Annotated in this window: 18 protein-coding genes; 1 reads left to right on the top strand and 17 read right to left on the bottom strand. The window is 45.6% G+C overall.

Annotation, left to right across the window (positions count from 1 at the left end; genetic code table 11):
- Position 1: 1 nt before the first annotated feature.
- From rplE to rpsL, 17 genes are all read right to left on the bottom strand, one after another.
- Positions 2 to 553, bottom strand: coding sequence for a 50S ribosomal protein L5 (gene rplE, locus BUB37_RS16925; protein WP_072995011.1), 552 nt, complete (start codon positions 551 to 553; stop codon positions 2 to 4).
- A 2-nt stretch (positions 554 to 555) separates the two neighbouring features.
- Positions 556 to 870, bottom strand: a complete 315-nt coding sequence (gene rplX / locus BUB37_RS16920) for a 50S ribosomal protein L24 (RefSeq protein ID WP_072995010.1) — start codon at positions 868 to 870, stop codon at positions 556 to 558.
- A gap of 11 nt (positions 871 to 881) precedes the next feature.
- Positions 882 to 1,250 carry a 50S ribosomal protein L14 gene (gene rplN / locus BUB37_RS16915; RefSeq protein ID WP_013993867.1) on the bottom strand — a complete coding sequence of 123 codons (369 nt, stop codon included), beginning with the start codon at positions 1,248 to 1,250 and terminating at the stop codon, positions 882 to 884.
- Positions 1,251 to 1,252: 2 nt separating this feature from the next.
- A complete protein-coding gene (gene rpsQ / locus BUB37_RS16910) occupies positions 1,253 to 1,513 on the bottom strand; it encodes a 30S ribosomal protein S17 (protein WP_072995009.1) in 261 nt (86 codons plus the stop codon).
- A gap of 13 nt (positions 1,514 to 1,526) precedes the next feature.
- A complete protein-coding gene (rpmC, locus tag BUB37_RS16905) occupies positions 1,527 to 1,718 on the bottom strand; it encodes a 50S ribosomal protein L29 (protein WP_072995008.1) in 192 nt (63 codons plus the stop codon).
- 8 nt (positions 1,719 to 1,726) lie between these two features.
- On the bottom strand, positions 1,727 to 2,155 hold the full coding sequence (gene rplP, locus BUB37_RS16900) for a 50S ribosomal protein L16 (protein WP_072995007.1): 429 nt from the start codon (positions 2,153 to 2,155) through the stop codon (positions 1,727 to 1,729).
- 17 nt (positions 2,156 to 2,172) lie between these two features.
- On the bottom strand, positions 2,173 to 2,895 hold the full coding sequence (rpsC, locus tag BUB37_RS16895) for a 30S ribosomal protein S3 (protein WP_072995006.1): 723 nt from the start codon (positions 2,893 to 2,895) through the stop codon (positions 2,173 to 2,175).
- A 1-nt stretch (position 2,896) separates the two neighbouring features.
- Positions 2,897 to 3,304 (bottom strand): 50S ribosomal protein L22, encoded by a 408-nt coding sequence (gene rplV, locus BUB37_RS16890; RefSeq protein ID WP_072995005.1) that lies wholly within the window; start codon positions 3,302 to 3,304, stop codon positions 2,897 to 2,899.
- A gap of 3 nt (positions 3,305 to 3,307) precedes the next feature.
- On the bottom strand, positions 3,308 to 3,586 hold the full coding sequence (gene rpsS, locus BUB37_RS16885; protein WP_072995004.1) for a 30S ribosomal protein S19: 279 nt from the start codon (positions 3,584 to 3,586) through the stop codon (positions 3,308 to 3,310).
- A 13-nt stretch (positions 3,587 to 3,599) separates the two neighbouring features.
- The gene (rplB, locus tag BUB37_RS16880) at positions 3,600 to 4,424 is read right to left on the bottom strand and encodes a 50S ribosomal protein L2 (RefSeq protein ID WP_072995003.1); all 825 of its coding nucleotides are present in this window, start codon (positions 4,422 to 4,424) and stop codon (positions 3,600 to 3,602) included.
- Between the two features lie 9 nt (positions 4,425 to 4,433).
- Complete coding sequence (gene rplW / locus BUB37_RS16875) at positions 4,434 to 4,724, bottom strand: 50S ribosomal protein L23 (protein ID WP_072995002.1); 291 nt, start codon at positions 4,722 to 4,724, stop codon at positions 4,434 to 4,436.
- A 3-nt stretch (positions 4,725 to 4,727) separates the two neighbouring features.
- The gene (rplD, locus tag BUB37_RS16870; RefSeq protein ID WP_072995001.1) at positions 4,728 to 5,360 is read right to left on the bottom strand and encodes a 50S ribosomal protein L4; all 633 of its coding nucleotides are present in this window, start codon (positions 5,358 to 5,360) and stop codon (positions 4,728 to 4,730) included.
- Positions 5,360 to 5,977 (bottom strand): 50S ribosomal protein L3, encoded by a 618-nt coding sequence (gene rplC / locus BUB37_RS16865; RefSeq protein ID WP_072995000.1) that lies wholly within the window; start codon positions 5,975 to 5,977, stop codon positions 5,360 to 5,362. The genes rplD and rplC overlap by 1 nt, the downstream gene beginning before the upstream one ends.
- A 188-nt stretch (positions 5,978 to 6,165) precedes the next feature.
- Positions 6,166 to 6,471, bottom strand: coding sequence for a 30S ribosomal protein S10 (rpsJ, locus tag BUB37_RS16860; RefSeq protein ID WP_007094989.1), 306 nt, complete (start codon positions 6,469 to 6,471; stop codon positions 6,166 to 6,168).
- 12 nt (positions 6,472 to 6,483) lie between these two features.
- Positions 6,484 to 8,613, bottom strand: a complete 2,130-nt coding sequence (gene fusA / locus BUB37_RS16855; protein WP_072994999.1) for an elongation factor G — start codon at positions 8,611 to 8,613, stop codon at positions 6,484 to 6,486.
- 6 nt (positions 8,614 to 8,619) lie between these two features.
- Complete coding sequence (gene rpsG, locus BUB37_RS16850; protein WP_072994998.1) at positions 8,620 to 9,096, bottom strand: 30S ribosomal protein S7; 477 nt, start codon at positions 9,094 to 9,096, stop codon at positions 8,620 to 8,622.
- Positions 9,097 to 9,167: 71 nt separating this feature from the next.
- On the bottom strand, positions 9,168 to 9,542 hold the full coding sequence (rpsL, locus tag BUB37_RS16845; RefSeq protein ID WP_010519393.1) for a 30S ribosomal protein S12: 375 nt from the start codon (positions 9,540 to 9,542) through the stop codon (positions 9,168 to 9,170).
- A gap of 677 nt (positions 9,543 to 10,219) precedes the next feature.
- On the opposite strand from rpsL, the gene BUB37_RS16840 reads away from it, so the two are divergent.
- Positions 10,220 to 13,417 (top strand): SusC/RagA family TonB-linked outer membrane protein, encoded by a 3,198-nt coding sequence (locus BUB37_RS16840; protein ID WP_072994997.1) that lies wholly within the window; start codon positions 10,220 to 10,222, stop codon positions 13,415 to 13,417.
- Position 13,418: the final 1 nt, after the last annotated feature.

Below are 13,418 nucleotides of genomic sequence, written 5' to 3'. Positions count from 1 at the left end.
TCTAGTTCTTTTTAAATGGTAATCCTAATTCAGTTAATAGCGACTTTGCCTCCTTATCGGTCTGGGCCGTTGTCACAAAGGTAATATCCATACCATTGATCCTGTTGATCTTATCGATATTGATTTCAGGAAAAATAATCTGCTCGGTAATGCCCAAGCTATAGTTTCCCCGTCCGTCGAAGCCGGTGGCGCGGATTCCCTGAAAATCACGTACACGTGGCAATGCCGATGTAATCAAGCGATCCAAGAATTCGTACATGCGCTCGCCCCTTAACGTAACTTTGGCGCCGATAGGCATGCCCTTACGCAGTTTAAAGGCGGCAACGTCTTTTTTGGAGACCGTTGGCACGGCCCTTTGGCCTGTGATGCTGGTGAGCTCCTCGACCGCGTGGTCGATCAGTTTCTTATCGGCAACAGCGGCACCGACACCCCTGCTGACCACAATTTTCTGAAGCTTAGGAACCTCCATGACGTTCTTATAACCGAACTCGTCTTGAAGAGCTTTGATAACCCGCTCTTTATATTCTTTCTTTAACCTTGAAACGTAAGCCATAACTATATTACTTCATTGGATTTCTTGGAAAACCTTACTTTCTTTCCGTCCCTAACTTCATAACCGACCCTGGTCGCCTCGCCCGATTTTGGGTCGATGAGCGAAAGGTTCGAAATATGGATAGGAGCTTCTTTCTTAACAATACCACCTTGAGGGTTTTGCGCACTGGGCTTCTCATGCTTGGAAACCATATTGGCCCCCTCAACGATCGCCTTGTTCTTTTCGCGGTCTACGGACACAACCTTGCCTTCGGTACCTTTATGGTCTCCGGCAATAATTCGAACCGTATCTCCTGTTTTTATTTTCAACTTTTTCATGCTCTACTATATTAAAGTACCTCAGGGGCCAATGAAACAATTTTCATAAACTGCTTGTCGCGAAGTTCGCGGGCAACGGGACCGAAAACACGGGTACCCCTCATTTCACCGGTTGGATTCAACAACACGCACGCATTATCATCAAAACGTATGTATGAGCCGTCAGGTCTTCTAACTTCTTTTTTGGTGCGTACCACTACGGCCGTAGAAACAGCTCCCTTTTTTATACCACCATTCGGCGTAGCCTCTTTAACGGTAACGACGATCTTATCGCCAATAGATGCATATCTACGTTTGGTACCACCCAAAACCCGGATGGTCAAAACCTCTTTTGCACCAGTATTATCAGCTACCTTTAACCTTGATTCTTGCTGTAACATAATTATTTAGCTCTTTCTAAGATTTCTACTAATCTCCAACACTTGGTCTTACTCAAAGGACGGGTCTCCATTATTTTTACGGTATCTCCCTCATTACAATCGTTCTTCTCGTCATGAGCGACATATTTCTTCGTTTTCAAAACGAACTTACCGTACATAGGGTGCTTTACTCGTTTCACCTCGGCAACTACAATGGACTTCTCCATTTTGTTACTGGTTACAACCCCTACTCTTTCTTTTCTTAAGTTTCTTTTTTCTTCCATAAAGCAGAACCAATTATTGGTTTTCCCTATTAGTTAATTCCGTTGCCAATCTAGCCACCGTCCTTCTTACAGTCCTTATCTGAAGAGGATTTTCCAACGGTGTAACAAAATGAGCCATTTTAAGGTCCGCATGTTGCTTTTTGTACTCGGCAAGCTTTGCCTTAAGCTCTTCGACGGACAATTCTTTTATTTCTTTATTCTTCATGATACACCTTAAATAGTTTCTTCAACATAGTCACGGGCGACGATAAACTTGGTACGCACGGGTAATTTCTGAGCTGCCAGGCGCAAGGCCTCTTTTGCCACATCCATAGGAACCCCGGCCACTTCAAAAAGCACCCTGCCCGGTTTGACGGCGGCAACGAAATACTCGGGAGCACCCTTACCTTTACCCATACGAACCTCGAGAGGCTTCTTGGTGATGGGCTTGTCCGGAAAGATCTTGATCCAAAGTTGCCCTTGTCTTTTCATATAACGGGTAGCCGCGATACGGGCCGCCTCGATCTGACGTGATGTTATAAATTTAGAATCCAAAGTCTTGATTCCGAACATACCGTTCGACAATTGAAAACCTCTGCCCGCATTACCTTTCATGCGGCCTTTCTGCATCTTACGAAACTTGGTTCTTTTTGGCTGTAACATTGCTTACTCTTTTAAAATTACTTTCTGCGACGTGGCTTTCTTGTGCTGTCGCGTTTATCTCCTCCTTTGCCCGACTGTCCCTTGGTCATACCGACCAATGGGGAAAGATCGCGCTTACCGTATACCTCGCCCTTCATGATCCAGACCTTGATCCCTAATTTACCATAGGTGGTCTGCGCCTCTTGCAAGGCATAATCAATGTCGGCACGAAACGTAGATAGAGGAATCCTTCCATCTTTATACGACTCGGAACGCGCCATTTCAGCCCCGTTCAATCGTCCGGAAATCTGAACCTTGATTCCTTCGGCATTCATTCTCATAGCGGCAGCGATCGCCATCTTGATAGCCCTTCTAAAAGAAATACGGCTTTCGATCTGACGGGCGATGCTGGCAGCCACCAAATTGGCGTCGAGCTCCGGCCTCTTGATTTCGTAGATGTTGATCTGAACCTCTTTGTTCGTAATCTTCTTAAGCTCTTCTTTCAGCTTATCCACTTCCTGCCCACCTTTACCGATGATGATACCCGGCCTGGCCGTAGTAACGGTAATGGTTATCAATTTAAGCGTACGCTCGATAATTACCCTCGAAACACTGGCCTTGGCCAAACGGGCATGAATGTACTTGCGTATCTTATTGTCTTCAGCTAGCTTATCACCATAATCGTTTCCACCGTACCAGTTAGACTCCCAACCTCTGATGATTCCTAGACGATTTCCTATCGGATTTGTTTTTTGTCCCATTCTAGCTTTCTGTATTATTGTTAGATCCCAAAACCAAGGTTACATGGTTCGAGCGCTTTCTGATTCTATGAGCCCTTCCTTGTGGAGCCGGACGCAATCTTTTCAACATGGTTCCCCCGTCAACGCGGATTTCCCTGACAAAAAGACCTGCTTCCTCAACACTTGCATCTTCGTTCTTTGCCTGCCAGTTGGCCAAGGCCGAAAGCAATAGTTTTTCCAACTTGCGGGAAGCCTCCTTAGGATTGAACCTCAGGATGGCCAAAGCCTTCTCAACTTCCACTCCCCTAATCAAATCAGCTACCAATCTCATTTTTCTGGGCGAGGTTGGACAGTTGTTCAACTTGGCAAACGCCAATTGCTTTTTCTCAGCCTTAATTCTTTCGGCCATTTGTTTTTTTCGAACTCCCATAGCTTACTTCTTTCCTTTATTCTTAGCTCCCGCATGACCCCTAAAAGATCGTGTCGGAGAAAATTCGCCTAATTTATGCCCTACCATGTTCTCGGTTATAAAAACGGGAACAAACTGCCTCCCGTTATGAACCGCAATGGTAAGCCCCACAAAATCGGGTGTAATCATCGATGCTCTTGACCACGTTTTGATCACACTCTTCTTTCCGGAAGATACATTTTGCTGGATTTTCTTCTCCAAGCTATAGTGAACGTAAGGTCCTTTTTTTAATGAACGTGCCATTTTTCTCTACTTTTTATTTCTTTCTACGTTCTAAAATATATCTGTTTGTCTTTTTGGTCTTGACACGGGTCCTATACCCTTTGGCAGGTATACCGTTCCTAGACCTTGGGTGTCCTCCGGAAGCCCTTCCTTCACCACCACCCATTGGGTGATCGACAGGGTTCATGGCAACCGGCCTTGTCCTTGGCCTTCTACCCAACCATCGACTTCTACCGGCCTTACCTGAAACCAACAACTGGTGATCCGAGTTGGATACGGCACCAACGGTGGCCATACAGGAAGACAATATCAATCGTGTCTCACCGGAAGGCATCTTGACCGTTACGAATTTGCCATCCTTCGCCATCAATTGGGCAAAGGTACCGGCACTTCTAGCCATAACAGCTCCCTGACCCGGTCTCAACTCTATACAAGAGATAATCGTACCCAAGGGAATGGCACTCAACGGAAGCGCGTTTCCGATCTCAGGGGCGACCGAAGCGCCAGCGGCAACTTCTTGGCCCACCTGCAAACCGTTTTGCGCAATAATGTATCTTTTCTCGCCATCGGCATATTCGACCAATGCGATAAAGGCCGTTCTGTTGGGATCGTACTGTATCGATTTTACCGTTGCGACAACATCTTGTTTGTCCCTCTTAAAATCGATGATACGATACCTCCTCTTGTGACCCCCGCCCCTATGGCGCATGGTCATCTTTCCTTGACTGTTTCTACCTCCGGACTTTTTTAACGGAGCAAGCAAGCTTTTCTCCGGCTTATCAGCAGTAATCGCGTCAAATCCGTTTACTACTCTAAAACGCTGCCCTGGAGTGATAGGTTTTAATTTTCTAACTGACATTTTGTGCCTTTATAGATTACTGTAAAAATCGATGATGTCACCTTCAACGACATCGACAATCGCTTTCTTGACCGAATTGGTCTTGCCATGCTGTATACCGGTCTTGGTATACCGCGTTTTTCTAGTAGGCCCATAGTTCATGGTCCTAACCTTCTTGACCGCAACACCGTAAGTAGCCTCAACGGCATCCTTGATCTGTATCTTGTTGGCCTTGGGATCCACTATGAACCCATACCGGTTGTACAACTCGCTTTCAGCGGTCATTTTTTCGGTTATAATAGGTTTTATCAACACGCTCATGGCTTAATTTTTATTTAGATTCGACTCCAATCCTTCCAAAGCACTTTCGACCAAGACAATATTATTGGCGTTCATAATCTTGTAAGTACTTATTTCTGAGGAGGTTACAACTTCGGAGCCCTTCAAATTTCGCGAAGACAAATATACGCTATTATTTGAATCGCCCAAGACAATCAGGGACTTTTTATTCTCAATGCCCAAGGACTTCAAAATATCCTTAAATTCCTTGGTCTTAGGAGTTTCGAAACTGAAGTCCTCCACAACGATAATGGCGTTTTCCCTCGACTTGATGCTCAATGCCGATTTCCTTGCCAAACGCTTAACGTTCTTGTTCAACTTTTGTGAGTAATCCTTGGGCCTCGGGCCAAAGATCCTACCCCCGCCCCTGAACACGGGCGACTTGATACTTCCCGCACGGGCGGTACCGGTACCTTTTTGTTTTTTGATCTTGCGTGTACTTCCCGCAATCTCGGCACGTTCCTTGGCCTTGTGCGTACCTTGACGCTGGTGCGCCAAATACTGCTTAACGTCCAAATACACTGCGTGCTCGTTGGGCTCTATTGCGAAAACGGCATCAGAAAGGTCTGCCTTTCTACCCGTTTCTTTTCCTTTGATATCTAAAACTGCTACCTTCATTACTTCTCGATAGTTACGTAAGCGTTCTTATGACCTGGAACAGCACCTTTTACGACCAAAAGATTCTTTTCCGGAACAACCTTCAACACCCTAAGGTTTTGAATGGTAACTCGTTCACCACCCATTCTACCGGCCATTTTCATTCCTTTAAATACTCTAGCAGGATAAGAGGCCGCCCCAATGGAACCTGGAGCCCTTAGCCTATTGTGCTGACCGTGGGTAGCCTGGCCAACACCACCAAAACCGTGACGTTTTACAACACCCTGAAAGCCTTTACCTTTGGATGTACCGACCACGTCGACAAATTCACCTTCCACAAAGAGGTCAACACCAACGGTATCCCCTAATTTGTACTCCCCTTCAAAACCTTTAAATTCGACGACCTTCTTTTTAGGAGATGTGCCCGCTTTCTTAAAATGACCGATCTCGGCCTTGTTAGCACGCTTCTCTGCCTTGTCATCGAAACCAAGTTGCAGACCGTTATAGCCATCAACTTCCTCGGTTCTGACTTGGGTAACCACACATGGCCCCGCCTCGATAACGGTACACGGAATGTTCTTTCCGTTCTCGTCAAAGATGCTGGTCATGCCAATTTTTCTTCCTATTAACCCAGACATAATTGATTTTAAATTATAGACGTTGGATTTCGATTGAAACCCATTGTCCGTTCATATTAACCTTATTGTTTATTTGACAAAAAAATAGGGTCAAAAATTATTCGACCCCGAATTAATTTTTTTCTCCGTTTTTCCCTCGCCCGAAGCTTAGGACATGTCCGCCACCCTTTAAGGGCGGCCCAAATCATTTAAACCTTTATCTCGACCTCGACCCCACTGGGAAGCTCAAGCTTCATTAGCGCATCGATGGTCTTCGACGAAGAGCTGTAAATATCCAATAGTCGCTTATACGAGCTCAATTGAAACTGCTCCCTCGATTTTTTATTTACGTGCGGCGAACGCAATACCGTAAAGATCTTTTTATGTGTTGGTAAAGGAATAGGCCCAGTAACCACTGCTCCGGTAGTCTTTACCGTTTTTACGATTTTCTCGGCAGATTTATCTACCAAGTTATGATCGTAAGACTTAAGTTTTATCCTAATTTTTTGGCTCATCTTTCTAACAAATTAAGCGGTTACACCTTTAGCTGCCTTAATAACTTCTTCTGCAATGTTCGACGGGGTCTCGGCATAGTGCGAGAACTCCATGGTAGAAGTCGCCCTACCTGAGGACAATGTTCTCAACGAGGTAACATAACCGAACATTTCGGACAAGGGCACCTCACCCTTTATAACCTTAGACCCGGCCCTATCACTCATGTTCGAGATAGTACCCCTTCTACGGTTCAAGTCACCTACAATATCACCCATATTCTCTTCGGGCGTCAACACCTCGATTTTCATGATAGGCTCCATTAATACGGCACCGGCAGCTTTCGCCGCAGCTTTGTAACCCAATTTGGCCGCCAATTCGAACGATAGCGAATCGGAGTCAACCGCGTGGAAGGAACCATCCTTAAGCACGACCTTCATACTGTCCATTTCAAAGCCGGCCAAAGGACCGTTTTTCATGGCCTCCTTAAAGCCTTTCTCGACAGCGGGTATAAATTCCTTTGGAATGTTACCCCCTTTGATTTCGTTGACGAATTCAAGTCCGGCCACCTCATCATTTTCAACAGGCCCCATGGTAAACACGATATCCGCAAACTTACCACGACCACCCGATTGCTTCTTGTAGACTTCCCTGTGGTCGGCACTTCTTGTAAGCGCTTCCTTGTACTCTACCTGTGGCTGACCCTGGTTCACCTCGACCTTGAACTCACGTTTCAAACGGTCGACAATAATATCCAGGTGAAGCTCACCCATACCGGATATAATGGTTTGCCCGGAAGCCTCGTCGGTCTTAACCTGAAACGTTGGATCTTCTTCCGCCAATTTCGACAACGCCATACCCAACTTATCAACATCGGCCTTGGTCTTAGGCTCCACGGCAATACCGATAACGGGATCGGGAAAGTCCATACTCTCCAATACAATCGGCGCATTTTCGGCAGACATGGTATCCCCGGTCTTAATATCCTTAAAACCAACGGCGGCACCTATATCACCAGCCTCGATATAATCGATCGCATTCTGTTTATTCGAATGCATTTGATATATTCTAGAAATTCGTTCTTTCTTACCCGAACGGTTGTTCAATATATAAGAACCCGCATCAAGTCGACCCGAATAGGTTCTAAAGAAGGCCAATCGACCTACAAAGGGATCGGTAGCGATCTTGAACGCCAAGGCCGAAAAAGGCTCCTTGACATCAGGTTTTCTACTGACCTCCTTGCCCGTAGTGGGATCAACACCCACAATGGCATCCTTGTCAACCGGAGAAGGCAAATACCTACAAACACAGTCAAGAAGGAACTGCACCCCTTTATTTTTAAAGGAAGAACCACAGACCATAGGAATAATGGCCCTATCCATCACCGCAGCACGCAAGGCGGCATGCACCTCATCCTCAGTAATGGAATCCTCATCTTCGAAGAATTTCTCCATCAACTCCTCATCGTACTCCGCAACAGCCTCGATCAAGGCGGCCCTGTACTCCTTTACCTCGGCCTCCATTTCGGCCGGAATGTCGATCACGTCGAAAGTAGAGCCGAAATTATCCTCATGCCATACGATGGCCCTGTTTTTGGCCAAATCGACGATACCTTTAAAATCGGCCTCATCACCAATAGGAAGAACGATCGGCACGGCATTTGAACCGAGCATTTCCTTAACTTGCTTACAGACATTCAAGAAGTTGGCCCCTTGACGGTCCATTTTGTTTACGAAACCAATACGCGGCACCTTATAGTTATCGGCCAACCTCCAGTTCGTCTCGGATTGTGGCTCGACACCATCGACCGCACTAAATAGGAAGACCAAGCCATCCAACACCCTCAAGGAACGGTTTACCTCAACGGTAAAGTCAACGTGGCCGGGAGTGTCTATAATATTAAAGTGATAATCCTTGGTTTCGGGCAAAGGCCTTGCATTCTCCATAGGAAACTTCCATGTACATGTTGTAGCCGCGGAAGTAATGGTAATACCACGTTCCTGCTCCTGCTCCATCCAGTCCATCGTAGCCGCACCATCGTGAACCTCGCCGATCTTATGACTAACACCGGTATAAAAGAGGATGCGCTCGGTAGTTGTTGTCTTACCGGCATCAATATGCGCAGCAATACCTATATTTCTTGTGTATTTTAAATCTCTTGCCATTTCTGATTAAAATCTAAAGTGGGAAAATGCTTTGTTCGCTTCAGCCATCTTGTGGGTATCGACTCTCTTCTTGACCGCGGCACCCTCTTCCTTGGAAGCAGCTAAAATTTCAGCGGCCAATTTTTGGGCCATCCCTTTTTCGTTGCGCTTTCTAGCAAAGCTGATCAACCACTTCATAGCAGTCGAAATCTTTCGATCGGGACGAATCTGCATGGGAATCTGAAAAGTAGCGCCCCCAACCCTTCTACTTCGTACCTCAACATGGGGCATCACGTTGGAAAGGGCATCTTTCCACAACTCCAAAGCCGTTTTTTCATCATCGGTCTTTTTCTCCTCTACGATATCCATTGCATCGTAAAAAACACTAAAGGCCACAGATTTCTTGCCATCCCACATCATCATATTCACGAAACGTGTAACCAATTGATCACCATACCGTGGATCCGGTAAAAGCGGTCTCTTTTTTGCCTGTCTTTTTCTCATTTTGTTAACTTTCGGCCACCGACCCCATCCATTCCCAAAGAACCGACACGATCGACGCCTTTTTTAATCATTTACTTCTTGGGTCGTTTTGCGCCGTATTTAGACCTTCTCTGAGTTCGACCCGCAACACCTGCGGTATCTAGGGCACCCCTCACGATATGATACCTAACACCTGGCAAATCCTTCACCCTTCCGCCCCTTACTAATACTATCGAGTGCTCTTGGAGGTTGTGTCCTTCCCCAGGGATGTAAGCGTTCACCTCTTTCCCATTGGTCAACCTAACCCTTGCTACTTTTCGCATAGCCGAGTTCGGTTTCTTAGGCGTAGTGGTATAAACACGCGTACAAACCCCTCTTCTTTGAGGACACGAATCCAAAGCCGCCGATTTACTCTTCTTAGTAATCGTGGACCTTCCTTTTCGTACTAATTGTGAAATTGTTGGCATACTAATTATATATGTATAAAATAACCCCTTGTTTAAGGGTCGGCAAATGTAATACTATTTGATAAAAATTCAAATTCTTAGGCATTAATTTTCAAAGATTTATTTTCCGGCCGACCAGACGAGCAAAATCAAGTGGGCAAACCCAGGCCGACCACCAACACCTCCCATCGGACCCCGACCCCAAAAAGAAGAAAAAAAAGCACCTCGCCTACCTCCCCGGAAAACGTCACGCACAATGCCAAATACACACCTCATCCGCCCAGCGGAAACACCCATCGCCACAAAGGCATTCCCACGCAATATTTACGTTAATAAATTTTAAAGAAAAGGGAACAATAACCCGAAAAAGAAGCATTTCCTTCAACAAAAAGCAACATAACCCGAATTATTAACAAGAATAAACTCGTTAATTCTGCAAAATTTCATTGTTTTGACGATTATTGATGAATCTCAAATATTTTAACAAAATCGATTGATGATTTACACAATAAATCATCGAAACACGGTATTTCCATAACAAGCCAAAGAAAATCTGTGGGATTTTGACAAAAATTCAGCGGTTTAGCAATATTTCTAACACCAAAAATACTATGCGCGCATAATTTAAAGTTAAAAAAAATTGCATTATTAACGTTAAATTAAGACTTTTGCCCTCAGCTAATTCAAATAATTATAAAATGAGAGCAAAACACAAAGGATTGTTGACGCTGTTCTTGGCGTTATTCGTGCAAATTTCTTTTGCGCAAACAAAAACCATTACGGGTACGGTCTCTGATCAAGACGGTTTACCCTTACCTGGGGTAAACATCGTCGTTCAGGGAACTACGAATGGTACCCAAACCGATTTCGATGGAAACTACTCCATCCAAGCCGAGCAAGGCCAAGTTCTTGTCTTCACCTATATCGGCCAAAAAGAGGAACGACGAAATGTAGGCGCATCGAACACCATCAACGTTCAAATGCAAGAGGACGCCCAAGCCCTTGAAGAGGTGGTCGTTACTGCCTTGGGTATATCAAGAGAAGAAAAATCCCTTGGATACGCCTCTCAGCAACTACAAAGTGAGAGTATTACCGATGTACCCACTACGAACGTTGTCAATTCCCTTTCGGGTAAGGTAGCGGGTGTAAACATTACACAATCATCTGGTGACATTGGGGCATCCTCACGTATCACCGTAAGGGGTGTATCCACAATTTTCGGTAATTCACAACCTCTTATCGTGGTTGACGGAGCCGTTGTAGACAACAACACATACACATCTGGAAACAGCAACGGAGGAACCGACGTACCTAACGGTCTTGCGGACATCAATCCCCAAGACATTGAAAGCATCAACGTCCTCAAGGGCGGTGAAGCTACCGCATTATACGGGATGAGGGGAACCAACGGCGTTTTGGTAATAACCACCAAAAGCGGCAAAAAAGGAAAGGCACTGGGCATCAGCGTAAACAGCACCGTTTCCTTTTCCAGCCCATATATTTTCCCAGACTATCAGAACTCCTATGGACAGGGCCATAGTTCGACCTTATTCCATTTTATCGACGGTTTTGGTTATGACGAAGGTCTGGAAGGCGGTGATGGAGGTACGGACGAAAGTTGGGGACCTAAATTGGATGCCGGATACGAGTTCGTTCAATATGCGTCTTACCTGCAAAACCCAGACGACCCACAACCACTTCCATGGGTTTCTTACCCCAATAGTGTAGTGGACGAGTTTTATCAAACGGGTCTTTCTACCGACAACACCATCGCCCTATCAGGTGGAACGGAAAGTACGGCTTACCGCCTTTCACTAGGGCTTACCGACGCAAGCGGTATTGTTTACAACACCGATTTAAAAAAGTACAACATCGGAGGAAACGTCACTTTTGACTTAAATGACAAGTGGACTGCAGGCTTCAGTGCCCGTTATACCAAAAGTACTTCCGATCAGCGTAACGGTGTAGGTTACGGCGAAACGGCCAACCAGGTCGGCCAGTTGGTATGGTCTGCAAGACAAGTGGATTGGTCCCTTTTAAAAGATTGGGAGAACCTACCCTTAATTAATACTGTAGACGACGGCAGAGTAAGGCTAACCCCCCTCAACTGGAACCTTAGATACAACAACAACCCATTTTGGGCATTGGACAAAAACCTTAACCCATGGGAACGAAACCGTTTCATAGCCACGGCCAACATAGGTCACCAATTGAGTGAAAAGTTCAGGTTTGATGTCAGTACCGCTATCGATTACTTTGACGACACCAGGGAGACAATGATGTATTTTGGTACCGTTGACAACAGAAATGGCTATTACAAACTGGAAGACAGAAACCGATACGAGGTCAACTCTCAAGCCATGTTCTCATACGACGACCAATTTGGGGCGGAAGACCAATGGAAGCTTAACCTTTTGGTTGGTGGACAGATTATGGTAAATAAATACAAGTTTTTCTCAGGCGAGGCCCAAAACTTGGTAATCGACGGCCTGTTCAACCTGGCCAACTCCGATGGAGCCCCCATTTTGGACGACGACAGTAGTGAACAACGAATCAACAGTCTCTACGGAACAGGTTCTTTGAGCTATAAGAATCTTGTATATCTAAACTTCTCGGGAAGAAATGACTGGGCCAGCGTATTGCCGGTTAAGAACAATAGCATCTTTTACCCAGCTGTATCAACCAGTTTACTACTAGATGACATCCTTAATATTGAGAGTCAACAGTTAAATTTCCTTAAAATAAGGGGTTCGTGGGCCCAAACGGGTAGTGCCGGTCCATTGAACGCCTATAGCGTAACCCCTGTATACGAGTTATCGGCATATCCATTAAACGGTAGCGCTCCTACCGCATACGTTCCCAACACTGCGTGGAACAGCGATATCAAAGCCCAAACGGAAACGGCCATTGAAGCCGGTATAGAGGCTAGACTGTTCTCAAACAGACTTAATTTGAACTTGACGTACTACGACAAAAAGAACGAAGACGTAATCATGCCGTTGGATGTTTCGGCCTCCTCTGGTTTTACCAGTGTCTGGAAGAATGCAGCGACTATCAGTAATAAAGGTGTTGAAGCTTTCTTGGGAGTGGATATCCTAAGAAGTTCTGAAAGTGATGGTTTTAACTTGGGAGTTGACGTCAACTTTGCCAAAAACGTAAACGAGGTAAGCGACATCGAAGGATCTGGTGTAATCAACCTTTCCAACGGTAACCTTTGGAACGTATATACCCAAGCGCGTAACGGGGAGGCTATCGGCGCCATTTACGGTCCAGCCTTCGCTCGCGATGAAGCTTCCGGAAAAATTATTTATGAGGATGGCCTTCCCGTGATAGGCGATTCTGAAGTACTTGGTAATTCACAACCTGACTGGGTCGGTGGTGTAGGCATCAATGCCTCATACAAAGGCTTCAGGTTCCGTACCCTATTCGATACCAAGTACGGTGGCGAGGTATATTCGCAAACAAACACCTGGGGTATGTTAGCGGGTATTTTGGAAGAAACAGTTATCGGTCGTGAGTCCGGCATCGTCGGAGACGGTGTAATGGCTGATGGCAGTGGTGGCTATGTACCGAACAATGTTGTTGTCCCTGCTCTCGATTATTATTCTTCGGCATTCAACCAAAACATTGCCGAGTCTTCCGTTTTCGATGCCACATTCGTAAAATGGAGGGAACTCTCCTTGAGTTATGACCTACCAAGCCGATTGTTTAACAACATGTCCGTAGAGTCGATAAACATTGGTGTCAATGTACGCAATTTGGCCATTTTATATAAAAAGGCTCCGCACATCGATCCCGAAACGGCTTTTGGTACAGATATCGGACAACAAGGCTTGGAATATGCCCAAACCCCTGCAGCACGCACTATAGGGTTGAGTCTAAATGTTAACTTCTAAA

This window comes from Pseudozobellia thermophila, from assembly GCF_900141855.1.
In the GTDB taxonomy this organism is placed as follows: Bacteria; Bacteroidota; Bacteroidia; order Flavobacteriales; family Flavobacteriaceae; genus Pseudozobellia; species Pseudozobellia thermophila.
This window is presented reverse-complemented; position numbering and strand designations above follow the sequence as displayed.